This window comes from Ligilactobacillus sp. WC1T17, from assembly GCA_900110005.1.
Lineage (GTDB): Bacteria > Bacillota > Bacilli > Lactobacillales > Lactobacillaceae > Ligilactobacillus > Ligilactobacillus ruminis_A.
In genome coordinates this window covers 1-18263 of sequence record FOCC01000014.1, presented here as the reverse complement: position 1 = coordinate 18263, position 18263 = coordinate 1, and the positions used below count along the sequence as shown (strand labels likewise).

General features: G+C 41.3%; 19 protein-coding genes and 1 pseudogene. 7 read left to right on the top strand and 13 right to left on the bottom strand.

All coding sequences use genetic code 11. The features are described 5' to 3' along the window. The first annotated feature begins 21 nt into the window (after positions 1-21). Positions 22-549: a PadR family transcriptional regulator gene (locus tag BMX26_RS08195; protein ID WP_075530964.1), complete on the top strand. Its 528-nt coding sequence runs from the start codon at positions 22-24 to the stop codon at positions 547-549. Positions 550-600: 51 nt separating this feature from the next. Here the strand turns inward: BMX26_RS08195 and BMX26_RS09795 are convergent, their stop codons facing one another. The 10 genes from BMX26_RS09795 to BMX26_RS08155 form a co-directional block, all read right to left on the bottom strand. Further along, complete coding sequence (locus BMX26_RS09795; protein ID WP_225355235.1) at positions 601-1197, bottom strand: MFS transporter; 597 nt, start codon at positions 1195-1197, stop codon at positions 601-603. Positions 1198-1340: 143 nt separating this feature from the next. Then, positions 1341-1487 (bottom strand): hypothetical protein, encoded by a 147-nt coding sequence (locus BMX26_RS09790; protein WP_225355234.1) that lies wholly within the window; start codon positions 1485-1487, stop codon positions 1341-1343. 32 nt (positions 1488-1519) lie between these two features. Continuing rightward, positions 1520-1780, bottom strand: coding sequence for a hypothetical protein (locus BMX26_RS09785; protein WP_225355233.1), 261 nt, complete (start codon positions 1778-1780; stop codon positions 1520-1522). Positions 1781-2186: 406 nt separating this feature from the next. Then, complete coding sequence (locus tag BMX26_RS08185) at positions 2187-3122, bottom strand: NAD(P)-dependent oxidoreductase (RefSeq protein ID WP_075530942.1); 936 nt, start codon at positions 3120-3122, stop codon at positions 2187-2189. 235 nt (positions 3123-3357) lie between these two features. Beyond that, positions 3358-3831 carry a low molecular weight protein-tyrosine-phosphatase gene (locus BMX26_RS08180; RefSeq protein ID WP_225355232.1) on the bottom strand — a complete coding sequence of 158 codons (474 nt, stop codon included), beginning with the start codon at positions 3829-3831 and terminating at the stop codon, positions 3358-3360. Positions 3832-3949: 118 nt separating this feature from the next. Beyond that, positions 3950-4306 (bottom strand): dihydrofolate reductase family protein, encoded by a 357-nt coding sequence (locus BMX26_RS09780; protein ID WP_225355238.1) that lies wholly within the window; start codon positions 4304-4306, stop codon positions 3950-3952. 338 nt (positions 4307-4644) lie between these two features. Continuing rightward, positions 4645-6027 carry an MFS transporter gene (locus BMX26_RS08170; RefSeq protein WP_075530941.1) on the bottom strand — a complete coding sequence of 461 codons (1383 nt, stop codon included), beginning with the start codon at positions 6025-6027 and terminating at the stop codon, positions 4645-4647. A 390-nt stretch (positions 6028-6417) separates the two neighbouring features. Beyond that, positions 6418-7221 (bottom strand): Cof-type HAD-IIB family hydrolase, encoded by an 804-nt coding sequence (locus BMX26_RS08165; RefSeq protein WP_075530940.1) that lies wholly within the window; start codon positions 7219-7221, stop codon positions 6418-6420. Between the two features lie 149 nt (positions 7222-7370). Next, positions 7371-9485, bottom strand: a complete 2115-nt coding sequence (locus BMX26_RS08160) for an AAA family ATPase (RefSeq protein ID WP_075530939.1) — start codon at positions 9483-9485, stop codon at positions 7371-7373. A 110-nt stretch (positions 9486-9595) separates the two neighbouring features. Next, positions 9596-9826 carry a transcriptional regulator gene (locus BMX26_RS08155; RefSeq protein ID WP_075530938.1) on the bottom strand — a complete coding sequence of 77 codons (231 nt, stop codon included), beginning with the start codon at positions 9824-9826 and terminating at the stop codon, positions 9596-9598. Between the two features lie 479 nt (positions 9827-10305). Between BMX26_RS08155 and BMX26_RS08150 the strand changes: the two genes are divergently transcribed. The 3 genes from BMX26_RS08150 to BMX26_RS08140 all read left to right on the top strand — a co-directional run bounded on the left by BMX26_RS08150 (position 10306) and on the right by BMX26_RS08140 (position 14632). After that, on the top strand, positions 10306-10563 hold the full coding sequence (locus BMX26_RS08150) for a hypothetical protein (RefSeq protein ID WP_075530937.1): 258 nt from the start codon (positions 10306-10308) through the stop codon (positions 10561-10563). A gap of 419 nt (positions 10564-10982) precedes the next feature. Further along, positions 10983-12722, top strand: a complete 1740-nt coding sequence (locus BMX26_RS08145; RefSeq protein ID WP_225355237.1) for an ABC transporter ATP-binding protein — start codon at positions 10983-10985, stop codon at positions 12720-12722. Between the two features lie 2 nt (positions 12723-12724). Continuing rightward, entirely contained in the window at positions 12725-14632 is a 1908-nt protein-coding gene (locus BMX26_RS08140; RefSeq protein ID WP_075530935.1) for an ABC transporter ATP-binding protein, read from the top strand. A 199-nt stretch (positions 14633-14831) separates the two neighbouring features. Here BMX26_RS08140 and BMX26_RS08135 read toward each other — a convergent pair whose 3' ends face one another. Beyond that, positions 14832-15266: a sigma-70 family RNA polymerase sigma factor gene (locus BMX26_RS08135; protein WP_075530934.1), complete on the bottom strand. Its 435-nt coding sequence runs from the start codon at positions 15264-15266 to the stop codon at positions 14832-14834. A gap of 354 nt (positions 15267-15620) precedes the next feature. Between BMX26_RS08135 and BMX26_RS08130 the strand changes: the two genes are divergently transcribed. Genes BMX26_RS08130 through BMX26_RS08120 form a run of 3 tightly spaced genes read left to right on the top strand, consistent with a single transcriptional unit; the run spans position 15621 to position 17223 of the window. Further along, positions 15621-16757, top strand: a complete 1137-nt coding sequence (locus BMX26_RS08130) for an MFS transporter (protein WP_143454893.1) — start codon at positions 15621-15623, stop codon at positions 16755-16757. Between the two features lie 9 nt (positions 16758-16766). Beyond that, positions 16767-17006: a hypothetical protein gene (locus BMX26_RS08125; protein ID WP_143454890.1), complete on the top strand. Its 240-nt coding sequence runs from the start codon at positions 16767-16769 to the stop codon at positions 17004-17006. Further along, positions 16993-17223: a hypothetical protein gene (locus BMX26_RS08120; protein ID WP_075530931.1), complete on the top strand. Its 231-nt coding sequence runs from the start codon at positions 16993-16995 to the stop codon at positions 17221-17223. Before BMX26_RS08125 ends, BMX26_RS08120 begins: the two co-directional genes overlap by 14 nt. Positions 17224-17294: 71 nt before the next feature. Here BMX26_RS08120 and BMX26_RS08115 read toward each other — a convergent pair. Together BMX26_RS08115 and tnpA are read right to left on the bottom strand one after the other, a co-directional pair. After that, positions 17295-17933, bottom strand: a pseudogene (locus BMX26_RS08115) (RNA-guided endonuclease TnpB family protein); the annotation flags it as partial. A 60-nt stretch (positions 17934-17993) separates the two neighbouring features. Continuing rightward, a partial coding sequence (tnpA, locus tag BMX26_RS08110) for an IS200/IS605 family transposase (protein WP_075530930.1) occupies positions 17994-18263 on the bottom strand: 270 nt, incomplete at its 5' end.

Sequence of the window (18263 nt, the reverse complement as noted above, 5' to 3'; positions counted from 1 at the left end):
GGAAGGTAAAGGTGGGATATGATGCCAAAAAAAAGAACTTTACCTTACATTATTTTAGGATTATTGGCGCAAAATAGGGAAATGAATGGACGCCAAATCACCAATCAATTTCAAAATGAAATCGGTGAATTTTGGAAGGCTGCCCATAGCCAAATTTATCCGGAACTCAAAAAGATGACGGCGGAAGGTTTAATTGTCAAAAGCACGAAAGCTGACAATGATAAAGAAATTTATTATTCGATAACTGCAGCGGGTCAGGCAATGCTTATGCAATGGATTAAAGAACCATTGACAGATTTGCCGGTGAGCCAGGATATGTTTTCTTTGAAGATGTTTTTTATCGATGATAAAGCAGATTATGAGTTGAAACGGCTGATTGAAGAAGAAATCAGCCTGCTTGAAACCCAGCTCAAACATTTGCAAGAGCGCGAAAAACTGCTTTTTGGCGGCCAGGAGCCTAAGAAGGCTTTTGGACATTTTTTAATCTTGCAACGAGCCATTGCGCGGCTTCAAAGCCAGCTTGACTGGTTAAAATCACTTAACATTTAAAGAGGCGCTGGTGCCTCTTTTTTTGTACAAAAAAAGTGCAATTACTTGCACTTAGATTTTGGGAGCGTGGCGTTTGTTTAAATAAATTAAAATAAAGATGCTGCTTAAAGCAATAAGACAATAGACTAAAGAATTAAACCCTAGATGGCGCAAACCAAAATGTTCGAGGGTAAAACCGGCGCTTAGAGATGCTATGGCAATGCCAACATTATAAAAAACGGCATTAAGCGATGAGGCTAAAGAAATCGAAGCGGGATAATCTTTAGAAGCGACATTTAAAAAGTAGATCTTAATGGGGGATTGGGCGGCTGGAAAAAGCAGCATCATGGAAGCAAGTAATAAAATACCGGTTGCTTTATGCTGCATTGCTAAAGAAAATAATAGCAGCATTATTGCCATAAAAAGATAGATAAACCTAAGTTTTTTGATTGGATTATTTTCAGCCAAACGCCCGCCAATCAGAGTACCAATTAAATCTAAAATGCCCAGCATGAGTAAAATCAAACTCAAAGTTTGCGGACTAAAACCGAGCTCTTGATTAATCAAAGGCCGAATATAGGTGTAGTAGCCATAGGTAGTGGCAGCTGTGGTGATAGATAAAACAATACACCAAATAATACGGGCATCTTTGAGCAGGCCAACTTGCATTAAGACGCTGCCTTCATGAACGGGCAGTTTTTTTAGGTACGGTTAAGTAGGTCACAATAATGGGAAAATGGTAATGCCAGCTACCATCAAAAAGGCGTCTTGCCACCGCCAATAATGGGCAATGATTGTGCCTAATGGCAGACCTAGAATTGTTGCACGCTGTAGCCGGTATAGATTTGTGAAACCATTTGCGATTTAGTCTTAGCGTCAGGAGCTAATTCATATGCAATTGCCTGGGTAACGGATTCAATGACACCAGCTAAAGCAGCTGTTACTATGCGCGCCAACATTAAAATAGCAAGGCTTTGGGCAGTATAAGTAGCTAAGGTCCCCAGAAAAAAATAAACATTAGAGACATCAGTAATTTGAACCGGTCAAAACAGTTGGTTAAGACGGTAATTACCGGCGTTACTAACGCATAACTCCAAGCATATAAGGAAACCAGTAGCGCCATTTGTCCTAGACTTTCATGAAAAGTTTTAGCGATTAAAGACAAGTTTCCCACGACCATGAATTCGTTTGAACCCATCATGAAGGCAATGAGGATGAAATTTGAGGTGATAATTTTTAATTTGGCAGACAATATATTCACTGTTTATTTATCTTTATTCTAAGTGTTTTTAAACTTAATGACAAATAAGATGATAAGCGAATTTTTGTATTGAAAATAGGGTTTATGAATTGGCTTTTTGAATAAAAGCACGCTACTCTAAAGATTAGATAAATAGTGGTGTGGATGCGATGAAAAATACCAGCTTAACGTTAACTAAAGGACCAGTACTTAAGGTGATTACCTTGTTTGCTTTGCCGATTTTAGTGTCAAATATTTTTTAGCAAACTGCGGTTCAACCAAGGTTCTCCGGCCGATAGCAACGATATCTGTATAGTTTTCTACGGCATCTACGGCCTGGGCTCCAGCTGATTAAAGCCAATAAATTTTACCGCTGGTTTTGGCAGGAATTTGCTAAAAAATGCGGAGAATGGCTGTTTTATTGTTGCATTAAGCAGCATAGCTCAAAAAAGCATTCCGTTTTTACACGAAATGCTTTTTTGTTTAGTCTTCGTAATACGTAATAGTGGTATAAAGCCTGGGTACCCTGGTCGCCATAGCCCATGTCTTGGACTTTTAGGCATTTAGTGCGGATGGCTTCCATGATTTCCAGCTTAAAGTTGCGGGATTTACTTTCTTCTTTAGCGATGGTCAGGTCTTTGATGAAATGCTTCATGTAAAAGGTTGCATCAAAGTCTTCATTAATCATCTTAGGCATGAAGGCCTCCATTTGAAAGGAACCGGCTGCTCCGGTTCGGATAGTTTGGTAGGTTTTTTCAGGGTCTAAGCCGACTTTTTTGGCATAAAAGAGGGCTTCGCAAACTCCAGAAAGACTGCCGGCGATGGCGATTTGATTGGCCATCTTGGTGTGTTGTCCGGCCCCAGCAGAGCCTTCGTAAACAATATTTTCACCTAGGGCATAAAAGACGGGCAGAGCTTCTTGGAAGACTTCTTTGTCTCCGCCGACCATGATAGCAAGCTTGCCGCTGTCAGCCCCGGCCTTGCCGCCAGATACGGGAGCATCTAGGGCAGACAGGCCAAGCTCTTTGGCTTTTGCATAAATTTTTTGGGAAAGCTTAGGACTGGTGGTGGTCATATCAATTACGGTTGTCCCAGGTTTGCTACCTTCAAAGACGCCATTTTGACCAAAATAGACTTCCTCGACGTCTTTAGGGTAGCCGACGATGGTAATGACAAAGTCGACACCTGTGCTGCAGTCTTTGGCAGATTCTGTCCAAACCGCACCTTGTTCAATTAATCTCTTAGCTTTAGCCTTGGTCCGGTTCCAGACTTGGACTTCAAAATCTTTTTTCATCAAGTTTAAAACCATACCCTGTCCCATAAGACCAGTGCCAATAAATCCGATTTTTGTCATAATATTCCTTCTTTCCTTAAGCTCCGCCTTATTATGTGTTGAATTGTTTTATACTAAAAGTATACTCGAAAATTTTGCTTTTTTCTTAATTACAACTGAAAAAAGGATGGCGATGTGCCCTTTTTTTAACATGCTGCTTGATCAAAAGCAGCCGATTTTTGAAGCCGATTCAAAAACGAAGAACTGTTACAGCATAAAGAATAAGAGGATAAGGCAATTTCGCCATATCCTCTTATTAGGTTAAGCTGTCAATTTTCAATAACGCTTCACATCCCTCGTTGATATCTTGCCAGGTTTGGTTAAAATCACGAGTATACCAGGGGTCAGCAACCGGGCGGGGGTTAGGCGTGTAGTCCATGATTAAAGAAATCTTGCCGGCTGGATCGCCAGCAGTCAACCGCAGCATATCAGCTAAATTTTCTTTGTCCATTCCGATAAGTAAATCAAAGTTTTGATAATCATCTAGGGTTAACAGCTGGGCAAATTTACCAATTGGGTTTAAGCCGTGAACACGCATAACTTTGGCTGCTGGCGGGTAGATGGGGTTGCCGTGATTACCCCGGATTTCATCGCTGGTAGTTGCGCGCGATTCGATGAAGAACTGGTCAGTTAGGCCGGCTTTTTGAACCAGGTCTTTCATGATAAATTCGGCCATGGGTGATCGGCAGATGTTGCCATGACAGACAAATAAGATACTTTTATTTTTCAAATCATTACCTCCAAAAAAATCCCAATCCTGCAAAAAGGGCATCATACGGGAGCTTTGACTTATATTTTATAACGGAGCAGGACTGCTCCGGTTTTGTAGCTTTTGACATCCGTCAGCTTTAATGCAAGGGGGGGTTGTCTTTTCGTCCTTCAAATACGGAAGGCATTTCTTTTCTTCCGTCAATACCTGGACCTATCAGCATAGCAAATTCATCAAGCAGCTTTGCTTCTAAAAAGGCAGTGTTGATGGTTGGACCGCCGACAACACCCATACGGTTAACATGAAAATGTTCGGCCAAAATTTGCATGGCTTTTGCTAAATTTATGTGTTTGTCGCCTGTAACAATCCAGAAAATATTTTGTTCATCAAGGTATTTCAAATATTCTGTGGTGACTTGTTTGCTTAGGATAATCAAATGAGGCTTTTGACTGCTTGTTTCTTTTTTCCAAAGAAGCGTCCCTTTGGTGTCTACGATGATTTCATATCCTGGCGCAGCGCTTTTTTTGAAAAATTTTCTTGGTTGTATTTAGTATCATTTTTAGGTTTAAATTTACCTGGCACGCCATTTTAAACTCAGCCGTCGTGCGGCCGCTTAAGGTCGTTGGAAGGTCCAATTCGTCAAGAATTTGATAGTATTGAGCTACACCTTGAAGTTGTGCCGTCATTTGGCAGTCGATTCTTCCGTCAATTGAGGTCATCATGTAGCAGATAATATAAGGCTTCATTTTTATTGCATCACTTTCTTTTATTTATAGGCTTTGTCATTCAAATGCACAGGAAAGGGGGTATAAAGCAAAATAATAAGCTTTGACCTTAGCGTTTGCGCACATTTTTAACAGCTAATAAGAAACAAAACAAGGCGATACCGGCTAAAACGTAATACAGCGTAGAAAAACCGGCTGCTGTGTTATAAGCGCATGAAAATTGGCTGCGCTGCTGGAACAAGGCGATAATGACAGAGGCTAAGGCTGTACCCACGGCGCCGGCGGATTGTTGGATTGAATTATAAGCAGCATTTCCCTGTGCTTGATCATGGGGGTCAAGTTCGGTTAAACCGCTGGTCATCAAAGGCCCAAAGCATAAAGCATTTCCAATCAGATAAAGGGCGTATAGCAAAGCCACCTGAAAATTAGTTAAGTGCATTCCTAAAATACCGGTTAAAAGTAAAAAGAAGGTGGCAATAATAAGGCCGGTTAAGATGGGAAAACGCGGCCCTTTAAGGTCGAGAATCCGTCCGGCAAATAAAGCAATGAGAGCATTCGTCAAGGCGCCAGGCAAAATTAAAAAGCCCGTCAAAGATGTGGATTCATGGTTGACTAGTTGGATATAGTTGGGCAAAGCAAATGATACGGCTAAAGCGATAAATTGGATAAGACTGTAAGCCGTCAATTGGGCCAAAAAAGATTTATTTTGGAAGAGCTTCGGGTTAAGCAGCGGATTTTTCGATTGTTTAGCCGTTTTAAACCATAAAATAGCAAAAATAAGGCTTAAAAGCCAACTGCCGCCTACATAAAAACTCAAAAATTGGCGACTGGCCAGGTTGGTAAAGCCAAAAATAAAGCCGACAATCATTAATGCTAAAAAGATATATTCTTCGAAATTAAAAGTGTCCCGGCGTAAAGGCGTAACCTGCTTTAAAGTTAGCAGTCCTGCAATTAAGGCCAGCAGTAAAAAAGGCAATACAATAATAAAAATATAGCGCCAGCCTAAATATTGGGTTACAATGCCGCCAAATGTTGGTCCTAATGCAGGAGCAGTCGCAATAAACATAGTTCCAAGCCCCATCATAGTACCAATCTTTGACTTAGGAACCTGGTCTAAAATGGTGTTAAACATCAAAGGTAAGCCAATGCCGACACCTACACCTTGTAAGGCGCGGCCTAAGAGTAATAGGGCAAATTTAGGACTGAAAATTTCCACTAAAGTACCTGCAATAAAAAAGAGCATACCCAGACAAAAGACTACCTTGCCTGCGAAGCGCTTTTTGAGGTAAGAAGACAAGGGCACAATAATGGCCACAATTAGTAAAACAATGGTGGTCATCCATTGGACTTGGTCGGTGGTGACCTTAAATTCACGAATCAGGGTGGGAAAGGCTACATTTAAAGCTGTTTCGACTAAGACGCCGGTAAAAGACAGCATACCAGTAGCGATAATTGAACAAAGTAAGCTAAAAGAGATTTTATCTTTAGTCATGAAAATCCTCCTTTAATCAAAAATAGCAATAATTCTATTGTTGATTAGTTTTTAAATAAAGTCAATCACTGGTTAGAGTTAAAAGTTGAAATTCTAAAATGAATCCGCTGACATATTACATATATTATGACGGAGGATTTTTGAATGATGGTAAAAGCTATTGTGACTGATAATACTAAACCAATATTTCAAGCAAAGTTGTCTCTTCTCTCAACCACCCGTCGAAAATTTAGGACTCACGGTTGGCGTATCTTTTTTGCCACATCATAAAAATAAATTTTATCACTGATTTATGTTTGGGTGATATCTACCAACTGCCAAATAAGTAAAAGCGAATTTTACTTCTATTAAAAAATGAGCCTGAGTACTTCAATACTCGGGCTCATTTTTTTATTTACTAAGGAGTTTTTCTAAGGCTTTAAGTACCCCGGAATCATTATTTGACGGTGCTTTAAAGCGGGCAACTGCCTTAACTTCAGGGGTCGCATTATCCATAGCATAGCTGTATTTAGCAAACTTAAGCATTTCGATATCATTGCCGCCATCGCCAAAAGCAGCCAAGTCATCACCAGTTAATCCCCATTGTTTGAGTATTAGTTCCAACCCTTGTGCCTTATTTACTCCTCTTTTGATGATGTCAATATCGCCAAAGCCTGAGGAAGTGACGTGGACTTTAGCGCCAAAATTTTTTCTGAGATTGGCCATTGTCTGTTCGGTCAATTCTTGAGGGACAGCTAAATTGATTTTGATAAATCGGTCGGCAGGCAAGTCATTAAAAGAAGCTAAAAGGGTGTGGGCCGGGCAATAGTAAAAGATACTTTCCAAAAATTTAGGGTCCTCATATACAAGCATGTAGGCGCTCTTGACCCCGTTGACAGTCAGATGGCTATCTTTAATACCTTCTTGAAAGGCAATAATATCTTGAATAGTCTTTTGGTCAATTGTTTGGACCAGCATTTCTTTTCCTTTTGCTAAAAGATTGGCTCCATTTTTTGCCACAAAATCGATTTCGGTGTAGAATTCTTTGAAGTCATCTTGCAAGCGGGCGTATTGGTTGCCGCTGGCGACGATAAAGTGGCCATCTTGGGCGTGCATTTTTTGGAGGAGCTGTTTAAAAAAGTCGCGGTCATAGTTTTTTTGGTCATTGAGAAATGTGCCGTCCATATCTACGGCTACAGCTTTAATTTTTGCCATAAAATCACCTTTTCTTAGAATATGTTAAGAAAAACGCTTTTCAAGTTCAGTATAAGCGAGGCCGCAGCTGGAAAGCAAGCAACTTTAAATGAATTTTTAAGATAAAAAAGGCCGCTCGCCATTGTGGTGAGCGGCCTTAAATTCAACATTTAGGAAGCAGGGGCAGTTTCTTTAGTCCGAGCCTTAATTACCAGCTTGCCGTCTTCCATGACAGCTTCCAGGTGCTTTTCGTCTAAGTTGTCCAAGTAGAAGTCTGTGACCTTGTCGCGGATTTCTTGTTCGATTACGCGGCGTAATGGACGAGCCCCCATGGCTTCGTCGTAGCCTTCTTCAATCAAGAAGTCTTTGGCTTCTTCAGAAACTTGAAGGTCGATGTCCTTTTTAGCCAAGGTCTTGTTGACGTCTGCAATCATCAAGTTGACGATTTGCTTCAAGTCTTCCTTGGTCAAGTGGGAGAATTCGACGATGGCGTTGAAACGGTTAAGAAATTCCGGTCTGAAGTATGGAGCTAACCTGTCCATCAAGGACTGATCTTTTTGGTCGTCGCCGGTTAATTTTTCGTTGCCGAAACCTGCGTTAGATGTAGCGATGATGACGGTGTTCTTGAAGTTGACGGTGTTGCCTTGGCCGTCTGTTAAGCGGCCGTCATCTAAGACTTGCAAGAGCAAAGTCAAGACTTGCGGGTTGGCTTTTTCAATTTCGTCTAACAAGACGATGGAGTAAGGGTTTCTTCTGACCCGTTCCGTCAAGGTGTTGGAGTTGTCATCGTAACCGACATATCCGGCAGTGGTCCCGATTAACTTGGAGACCGCAGTCAAGTCGCTGTATTCGGACATGTCAAGGCGGATGATGTTATCCTTGTTGCCGAACATGTCCAAGGCTAACTGCTTAGCGAGTTCAGTTTTACCAACCCCGGTAGGTCCGACGAAGAGGAAGGAGCCGATAGGGCGGTTGCCTTCGTCAAAGCCGGCCCGGTTTCTTCTGATAGCCCGGCTGACAGCAGCTACGGCTTCGTCTTGGCCGATAACCTTGCCGGCAAGCCGCTTGCCCATGTCCTTTAAGCGTTGGATATCGTTTGCACCCAGCTTGGATACGGGAACGCCGGTTAAGCGTTCGACAGCCTTGGCTACGTCTTCGGTTGTGGCGGTAACCTTGGTATTGTCGTGGTTTTCATCTAATTGCTTTTGAAGGTTGATAACCTTGGTTTTGGCTTTTTCAGCACCCTTGTAGTCTTCTTTTTCAGCTAAGTCTTTTTGCTTTTGAGTCAAGTCTGCGATTTCTTTTTCGATAGTTTTGGCATCTGTGACTGGATGTTTTGCAGCCAAGTGGGCAGCAGTCATATCCAAGAGGTCGATGGCCTTGTCAGGCAGGCTTCTTTGTGGAATGAACTGGACTGAGTAATCCACGGCAGCATGCAAAACTTCATCAGGCAAGACAACGTTGTGGTGCTTTTCGTAAAGTGACCGGATACCTTGCAAAATCTTGAAGGTGTCTTCAGCGCTAGGAGCGTTGACGGTAACCTCGTTGAATCGTCTTGCCAAGGCGCCGTCCTTTAAGATAGTGTTTCGGTATTCATCTTGGGTAGTGGCACCAATCAAGGTGATTTCGCCACGGGACAAGGCAGGCTTCAAGATATCTGACAGGCCCTTAGAGCCGTTGTCGCCGCCCATGCCGCCGGCGCCTAGGATTTGGTGGATTTCATCAAAGAATAAGATGATATTTCCGGCATCCTTGACTTCTTTAATCATGTTTTGGATGTTTTCTTCAAATGATCCACGGTACTGGGTTCCGGCTTCAAGGCTGGAGATATCGATGGAGATGATTTCCTTGTTCTTGATAGCAGCTGGAACATCGCCGTTGACGATGGCTTGAGCCAAGCCTTCGACCACCGCAGTTTTACCAACCCCGGCATCCCCGACTAAGACCGGGTTGTTCTTAGTGCGGCGGGACAGGATTTCGGCGGTTTCTTGGATTTCTTTGTTACGGCCGATAACCGGGTCAAGCTTGCCGTCTCGAGCCTCTTGAGTCAGGTTGCGGCCTAGCTTGGCTAAAATTCCGTTTTGCTTGATTTTTTTGGTTTGAGTTGCTTGTTCTTGATTATTTGCTGGTAATTTTCCTGTTCTTCTAAATTCTTGATATTCTTCTGGAGTCACTTGGCGGCCATTAATCAGGTAGCGGCGTTCTGAGTTCAAACCGCTCATATTGCCCATTAATTGGTTAAAAATGTCATCCATACTGCTGAAAGGATCGTTTGTGTAAGCCATAGTAAATTCCTCCTATATTTATGCGTTTTTACGGGTATAAAAAAGCCCCTAAATGAAAGCCTTGGTGACTGACAAATACGGACTTGATAGTTATGTTGCTGGTTACCCGCCTAATCATCATTATGCAGATAGCCTTCTTCAAGTTGCCTTAACGTTTCCCACATAGTCTGGCTGGTAGCCTGGGCTAAGGCGTCAAGGTCACGCAGGTTCAGCGATGTGGCATTAGACTGCTGCTTGTTAAAAGACTTATGTAAGGTGGTGTAACCATAGCCGGAAATTTTAGCAACTTGATAAATAGTCAAGTCCTGATCGGCTAAGTAGGTTTTGATGTCGATTCTCATCTTGCCTCACCTCTTACATTTTCTATTATAGCACATTTGTGATATAACACAAGTGTGAAATACTATTTTTTTAAAATTTTTTTGCAGAAATTTTAAAAGGTTGATATATCAGTGGTTGTAACGGGTTTTAAGAGTGGTGTTTTATCTACAAGACAAAGGCGTGATGATATGGATAATAATCTTTTAAAGGGTATTATTTTGGAACAGCTCCAATTAATTTCGAGAGTTAACATTGTTCCTAGAAATTATGTGTTTGAATAATCAGCCAATTATGTTTTAGATAATTGCAAGATAGAATTTATTCCGTTAGTAAAGTTCCTTTTGAATTTTTCATAAATGCAAAAAGGGTCAACCCGTCGTGGATTGACCCTTTTTACTATGTGAAATTACCTGATAAGCCTGACCAGCAGGTTGGCCAAAATTGACCAAACAAAAGAAACTGTCATAACTACAGCCATCCAAAAGAGGATTTTGATGTTGTGATTCACAATGCTGGTGTCTATAACAAAGATCCTCAAAGAATCCTGCAGGTCAATGTATTAGCACCCTATGTTTTAACGGCTTTAATGGATAAACCCAAGCGTTTAGTTTATGTGTCGTCTAGTATGCATCAAAATGCCAGGCTTGCTTTAGCCCAGTTGGATCAAGGCTGCTCTGATGCGGCTTTCAAAAAATATCTTTTATTGCTGACCAAAGCTTTAGCACGCAAGTTTTCTACACTAGCCGTGAATGCTTGAGATCCAGGCTGGGTACCAACGAAAATGGGAGGCCAAGATGCCCCTGACATCCTGGAAGCAGGCTACATGACCCATGTCTTTTTAGCCACAGCGGCTAAAAACAAAATAGGCAGCGGCAATTATTATTACCACCAAAAAAAGCTCCCTATAATCGGCAAACCTATGAGATTAAGCTTCAAGACGCTTTTTTAGCTAAACTTAAAGAACTGACAGGGATTGCTTTAATATAAAAAATCATTAAACACCATTTAAATTTTAACTTTTAAGCTGCCTTTTTAGTTAGGTCAGTCAAAAATAGTTTTTTTATATTTTGTTTGATTGCTAACAATTAAGATAAGGATTATAATACTTGATATACTGTCTTAATGGTAAAAATTATTTAGGCAGCACCACATAATAGAGGAGGCAGAATTTTGAATATTGTTAAAACATTGGCGCGCAGCATTCGCGAATACAAAAAAGCATCAATTTTGGCTCCCATCATGGTATCTGGCGAAGTTATCATGGAAGTTTTAATTCCGCTTTTGATGGCCAAATTAATTGACCATATGGGCGGGGACTTGGGACCTATTATGTATTACGGCTTTATTTTGTTCATTTTAGCTATTTTTTCATTACTTTTTGGAGCCGGGGCTGCTCGCCAAGCGTCCAAAGGCTCTTGCGGCTTGGCTAAGAATTTACGTCAAGACATTTTTGAACGGGTACAGCATTTTTCTTTTCCTGATATTGATTATTTTTCAGCGGCTTCGTTGGTGACGCGGATGACAACTGATGTTACTAACGTGCAAAATGCCTATTCCATGCTGATTAGAGCGGCTTTTAGAGCCCCTTTGATGATTATTTTTTCCGTTATTATGGCGCTGACGATCAACTGGAAAATGGCGCTGATTTTTTTGGCGATGCTTCCCATTTTAGCGATTGTTATTTTTGGGATTGCCTTTAAAGTGCACCCGATTTTTGTAAGAATTTTCCGCAAATATGATGCTATGAATGATGGTGTCGAAGAAAATATTCGCGGTATGCGGGTGGTTAAGTCTTTTGTTCGTGAAGATTACGAAAAAAAGAAATTTTATCAAGAAACCGAAACAGTGCGGCAGGATTTTACCCATGCTGAAAAAATCTTAGCATGGAACTCACCGGTGATGATGACCTGCATTTTTGCTTCGATTACGTTAATCAGTTACTTTGGAGCCCGCCTCATTATCACTACGCATGCGACCTCTTTAACAACAGGGGCTTTGTCTTCTTTAATTAACTATGGGGTCCAAATTTTAGCTGCGGTAATGATATTATCGATGGTCTTTACTTTATGCTGGATTTCAGAAGAATCAGCTGAACGTATTACGGAGGTTTTGACATATGAACCGACGATTACGTCACCAGCCAATGGGGTCAAGGAAGTCAAAGACGGCAGCATCGATTTTAATCATGTATCCTTTAAATATTCGCCGCATAGCAAAAAAGAAGCGTTAGTTGATATTGATTTGCATATTCCATCAGGAGCAACGATTGGCATTATTGGCGGGACAGGTTCATCTAAAACCACGCTGGTTCAGCTTATTTCGCGTTTGTATGATGTCACAGAAGGTGAATTAAAGGTAGGCGGTGTCAATGTCAAAGACTATGACCTTGAACCTTTGCGAGATCAGGTAGCGATGGTTTTGCAAAAAAATGTCTTATTTAGAGGAACCATCAGTGAAAATTTACGTTGGGGCAATCCTAATGCTTCCGATGAAGAAATCTTGCATGCTGCAAAGTTAGCGCAGGCTGATGAATTTGTCCAAGCATTTCCTGATAAATATGAAACGATGATTTCCCAAGGCGGGACGAACGTTTCAGGCGGGCAAAAACAGCGTTTATGTATTGCCAGAGCTTTGCTGAAAAAGCCGAAAATTTTAATCTTGGATGATTCGACTTCAGCCGTGGATACCAAGACGGATGCTTTGATTAGAAAAGCCTTTCAAGAAGAGATTCCGGATACAACCAAGATTATTATTGCGCAAAGGGTGTCATCCGTGGAAGATGCTGATCAAATTCTCGTGATGGATGGCGGCCGGATTGTTGAACAAGGGACCAGTGAAGAGCTCTTGGCACTTAACGGCATTTACCGGGAAGTTTATGATTCACAAACGCAAAATATGCAACAAAAGGAGGCCTAGTGATGACAGAAAATAAACCGAAAAATCAAATTACACCGGGGACTTTTACTAGGCTGTTGCAATATATTTTCAGCCATTACAAGCTGCAGCTTTTGGTTGTCGGCCTCTGTATTATTGTAGCTGCGATTGGCGGGGTTATTGCCACGGTATTTTTGCAGCAGTTAGTCGACCAAGCTATTACGCCGGGACTTGCCCACGGCTTAGCCAGTGTTTATGGAAAATTAATTTCGATTATTTTGACGATGATTGCCTTTTATGTGGCAGCGGTGGCTTGTTCAGCCATCTATACGCAGCTGATGGCGGTTATTACCCAAGGAACGTTAAAATATATGCGTGATGATATGTTCAGCCGCATGGAAACATTGCCGATTCGGTATTTTGATCGGAATGCGGCCGGGGACATCATGTCTACTTATACGAATGATACCGATGCGATTCGCCAGTTAATCGGCCAGTCTTTGCCAACCCTGGTGCAAACCATTTTGACGATGATTGCCTTGACCATTTCCATGCTGCGGTTTTCAGTGTGGATGACTTTAATGGTTTTTGCTTTTATGCTGATCATGACGCGGGTCACCAAGATTTTTGGCGGTACTTCAGCTAGGAGCATGGTCGCTCAGCAAAAAGCTTTAGCCAAAGAAGAAGGTTTTGTGCAGGAAATGATGGCTGGTCAAAAGGTGGTTAAAGTCTTCAACCATGAAACAGCAGCGATTACTGATTTTAAAGCCTATAATGAAGAATTATTTGCGGCCAGTGATAAAGCCAATAGCACTGGTTTTATGTTGATGCCGATTTTAGGCAATATTGGTAATATTATGTATATTATCTTAGCCGTTTTTGGCGGAATCCTCATTGCGATGAAGGCGACTAATATTTCTTTGCAAGGGATTAGCCCCATTACCATTGGGGTTATCGTGTCCTTTTTAGCCATGGCGCGGAATATGTCGCAGCAAATCGGGCAAGCTTCCATGCAGGTTTCCTTGATTACCTTAGGTTTAGCCGGTGCTAGCCGGGTCTTTGACTTGATGGATCAAGAACCTGAAAGCGATGATGGTTATGTGGAACTGGTCAATGCCAAATATGATGATCAGGGGAAAATTATTGAAACGAGCGAAAAAACGGATCTTTGGGCTTGGAAGCATCCCCACCAAGATGGCACCGTGACCTATGTGCCTTTGGCAGGTGAAGTGGTGATGGATGATGTAACTTTTGGCTATGATCCTAATAAGACAGTTTTGCACAACGTCAGCCTTTTTGCCAAACCAGGGCAAAAAATTGCCTTTGTGGGTGCTACTGGTGCCGGCAAGACAACGATTACCAACCTGATTAACCGTTTTTATGATATTCCAGATGGTAAAATCCGATATGATGGTATTAACATCAATAAAATTAAAAAGCCTGATTTACGGCGTTCTTTAGGGATTGTCTTACAAGAAGTCAATTTATTTACAGGAACAGTAATGGACAATATCCGCTATGGCCGGTTGGATGCCACGGATGAAGAATGTATCGCTGCGGCCAAATTGGCCAATGCGGATGATTTTATCCAGCGCTTGCCGGAAGGCTACCAAACCCTGCTTTCAGGTAACGGGGCTGAACTTTCGCAAGGACAACGGCAGCTATTGTCAATTGCCAGAGCCGCTGTCGCTGACCCGCCGGTGATGATTATGGATGAAGCAACATCTTCCATCGACACCCGTACCGAAGCTTTGGTGCAGGCGGGGATGGATAATTTGATGAAAGGGCGGACTGTTTTTGTGATTGCGCACCGCCTATCAACCGTCCGTAATTCGGATGCGATTATGGTGCTTGACCATGGACGCATTATCGAAAGAGGTATGCACGCTGAACTAATCGCCCAAAAGGGTACCTACTACCAGCTTTACACCGGTGCTTTTGAACTGGAATAAAAGAAAAAGGCAGATAAATGTGCAATTTATCTGCCTTTTTTATTTAGCTATAAAGTTTTATTCTTTGTTATGCAACAGTAAAAGCATTTTTTTCTTGCAACGTGCCAAAGTATTATAAACTTTAGACCGAGGGATATTAAAATTGGATGCAATTAGGTTAATATCACTATGAGCTAACCAGGCCGTAAAAATATTATATTCAGTTGGTGTCAGCATGCCTGGGTAATTTATGGGCAATTTGTTCCAAAAGCATACTTTGCTGGATAATTTGGGTGGTTTGCTCAGAAATGAGATAATTTTGCTGGCAAGTATCTAGCGGAACCGACATTTTATAGGCCATCCGTTTAGCAGTCTGTTCTTTACGTTTAAGCGTGCGAAATTTATTGAAAAGGCTGGCCTTGAAATAGGCACCATAGGTAACTTTGACAGCTTTAGAATTATAAGTTGAAGCAGTGTGGTAGCAAACAATTAAAGCTTCTTGACAAACATCATCCTTATCCAAATCAGAAAAATGAAATAAATTTGAAATGTGATTAATCATCGGCAGATATTTATTGTAGATATTCAATAAATAATCAGTGTTTTTGGTTTGTTGAAACAGTGTGATTAATTTTTCGGTATCCCCGTTTATCATAAACACAACTCCTTATAAAATAGTTGATATTTTGGAAAATATCTCTCCCCTTTTAGAAAACGTTTTCCAAACAGCCATATTATACTATTTTAAAATTTATTTGTCATTAATTTAACAGCATTTTTTAGGGCTTTTTGTAATAATTGTGTGGCATAATCATTAATTATTCTAGCTGCTTTAAGATACCATTATCATTTTAAAACACCGCAAATTAGACGTGGATTGCGGTGTTTTTTAGCAATAAGCTGAATGGACGATTAGTGCTATAATTGTTTTTAGAGGATAGAGAGGAAGGATATTGTGCAAAAGGAACTTTGGCAACGAAATTTAGCGGTTTTATGGTTTGGCGTATTTATGGTTGGAATGGCTTTAAGTGAGGTTATGCCGTTTTTATCGTTATACATCAATGAATTGGGTAATTACAACAAACAGGAATTAAATTTTTATAGTGGGCTGGTTTATGCGCTCAGTTTTTTGACGATGGCGATTGTGTCACCTTTATGGGGCAAGCTGGCTGATAAAAAAGGCCGCAGGTTGATGCTTTTAAGAGCTTCTTTTGGGATGGCAACGGTCTTTTTTTTGATGGGATTTGTGCAAAATGTCTGGGAACTGGCTTTATTGAGAGCTTTGCAAGGAGCTTTTGGCGGGTATGTTTCTAACTCGAATGCGCTTATTGCTGCCCAAACACCCAAAGCTAAATCAGGCCAAGCTTTAAGTATTTTGGTGACGGGGATTACAGCGGGAAATTTGCTGGGACCATTTTTGGGTGGAACCTTGGCCTCCGTCTTCTCTTACCGGCTGACTTTTCACATTACCGGGATTATTTTATTTTTAGTCTTTTGCTTTACCTTAATTTTTGTCAAAGAAGATAAAAGTGCTTATAGCAATCCGCAAAAAAGGGGAAAATCACTTACATTTAAAGAAGTTGCTGCTAATCAAGTTATTTTCTTTTTAATTGTGACCACCTTACTGGTTAATTCAGTAAATATGGCCATCAATCCGATTTTGAGTTTGTATGTCAAAGAACTTTTAGGCGGGCATGGATCGGTGACCTTTATTGCTGGGATTATCGCTGCGATGCCGGGGTTTTCAACGGTCGTAGTGGCACCACTTTTTGGACGATTAGGTGACAAAATCGGCACGCAAAAAGTGTTGTTATTCGGTTTTTTATTTGCCATCGCGGTCTTTTTACTGACGGCTTTGGCGCAAAATGTCGTGCAGCTTGGGATTATGCGCTTTTTGACGGGAATTTCCAATGCGGCCTTATTGCCGGAGGTCCAAACGCTTTTAACCAAGCATTCGTCCAAGGAAAATACCAGTATTGTCTTTGCTTATAATCAAAGTTTCCAATCAATTGGAGCCTTAATGGGCCCGGTTTGCGGAACTTTAATTGCCGGCTTCTTTGATTACCGCGGAATTTTTATTTTTTGCAGTCTTGTTATGGTAGTCAATGCCCTGCGCTTTTTCAAATTACGCTCAGTTCTTAATTAAGAAGGTGAAATGATGGAATTAACGTTAACAGTTCCCATGCTTAAATTGTTTTTTGCGCTGTCAAAACCTAAAAATAGGCTTAAATTAAAACAGGCTGAACCAAAAGAACTTTATCAGCCGCTGTTAAATGTGAAGTATGGTCAAGATAAGCAGCAGGTTTTTGATATGTATCATGCGCCTCAAAATGTGAAGCAAAATATTTTTATCAGGCGACAGTGCAGGGGGACATTTAGCTTTGTATGCGGCTGAAGCGATGAATCAGGCTGATTTAGGGCTTTTTTACGGTCCGCTGAAACTTTCAGGGGTGTTGGTGAATTGTCCCAGCTATGATTATGCCAGCTACCAAACGATTGCCGGCGAGACGCTGGGCATGAAAAAATGGTATTTAGGTCCTAATTTTAAGGAGCCGGGTTATTTAGTGAACTACTCGGACATAAATGATCGAGCTTCTGGGAACACGAAGTAGTATTCAGGATGTTGCACTGGTATTCCAGCTACCTAACTTACAGAACTCCGCTCTTTTACCAAGGTCAGTCCCTAACCAATAGCTTTTAAACCTTTGTGCAGGATGTTAACTGCCGCATTAACATCTCGATCGTGGTGAATGCCACACTTTGGGCATGTCCATTCGCGGACTTCCAGCGGTTTTCTTCCACTGTTAAAGCCACAGTTCGAACAGATTTGACTGGTGTAGTCAGGCTTCACTACAACTAATTGTTTACCGTACCAAACACACTTGTATTCCAACATTGTGCGGAATTGGTACCAGCTGGCATTGGCAATTGACTTGGCTATGTGGTGATTTTTCTGCAGATTCTTGATTCTCAAATCTTCAATTACAATCACGTCATAGTTCCTGACTAAGTCAGTTGTCAGCTTATGAAGGTAATCTCTGCGTTTATTGGCAATCCTTTGCTGACAGCGAGCTTTATTGACTCTTGCACGCTGCCAATTGGAATAATCATCAAGCTCTTCCAGATGGTCAGAGCGATTATGATTCCACTTCCACACCTGGCATTGAGCAAGGTAGCGGCGTCTGGCATATTTGCGTTGCCATTGAATGGCTTGTTTTTCCAACCATTCTGCATTAAAAGCACCGTACTTGACACTGTCAGAACTAATTGCCAGATCAGCGAGGCCCATGTCCAGACCAACTGATTGATGAGTCTCAGGCAGTTGATTATAAAACGGGCTTGACCTCTGATTTTAATCAGGGGTCAAGCCCGCCAAACTGTCTTATCTATTTTTACCATAATAGCCTTTAAGTTGCCTTCTCATAGCTTCTGTATACTGCGATTCAATATATTTTTCTACAACTTCTTTACTCATATCACCTAAAGTCCCCATATAATAACTAGGCGACCACAAATGTCCACCCCACAATAATTTTTTAGTTTCAGGATATTGTTTAAACCATATTCTAGCTGACGCTCCTTTAAGATTTTTAACAATATTAGATGGAGCGTGTTTAGGCTTAAAAGAAATTAACATGTGTACGTGGTCTGG

What these genes read in the sequence shown, in the direction of transcription:
- BMX26_RS08170 (WP_075530941.1), bottom strand. Translation starts at nt 6,027, where the DNA reads ATGACTAAAGATAAAATCTCTTTTAGCTTACTTTGTTCAATTATCGCT.
- BMX26_RS08155 (WP_075530938.1), bottom strand. Translation starts at nt 9,826, where the DNA reads ATGAGAATCGACATCAAAACCTACTTAGCCGATCAGGACTTGACTATT.
- BMX26_RS08140 (WP_075530935.1), top strand. Translation starts at nt 12,725, where the DNA reads ATGACAGAAAATAAACCGAAAAATCAAATTACACCGGGGACTTTTACT.
- BMX26_RS08160 (WP_075530939.1), bottom strand. Translation starts at nt 9,485, where the DNA reads ATGGCTTACACAAACGATCCTTTCAGCAGTATGGATGACATTTTTAAC.
- BMX26_RS08185 (WP_075530942.1), bottom strand. Translation starts at nt 3,122, where the DNA reads ATGACAAAAATCGGATTTATTGGCACTGGTCTTATGGGACAGGGTATG.
- BMX26_RS08165 (WP_075530940.1), bottom strand. Translation starts at nt 7,221, where the DNA reads ATGGCAAAAATTAAAGCTGTAGCCGTAGATATGGACGGCACATTTCTC.
- BMX26_RS09790 (WP_225355234.1), bottom strand. Translation starts at nt 1,487, where the DNA reads ATGTTGGCGCGCATAGTAACAGCTGCTTTAGCTGGTGTCATTGAATCC.
- BMX26_RS09795 (WP_225355235.1), bottom strand. Translation starts at nt 1,197, where the DNA reads ATGCAAGTTGGCCTGCTCAAAGATGCCCGTATTATTTGGTGTATTGTT.
- BMX26_RS08135 (WP_075530934.1), bottom strand. Translation starts at nt 15,266, where the DNA reads ATGATAAACGGGGATACCGAAAAATTAATCACACTGTTTCAACAAACC.
- BMX26_RS08125 (WP_143454890.1), top strand. Translation starts at nt 16,767, where the DNA reads ATGATGGAATTAACGTTAACAGTTCCCATGCTTAAATTGTTTTTTGCG.
- BMX26_RS08130 (WP_143454893.1), top strand. Translation starts at nt 15,621, where the DNA reads ATGGTTGGAATGGCTTTAAGTGAGGTTATGCCGTTTTTATCGTTATAC.
- BMX26_RS08195 (WP_075530964.1), top strand. Translation starts at nt 22, where the DNA reads ATGCCAAAAAAAAGAACTTTACCTTACATTATTTTAGGATTATTGGCG.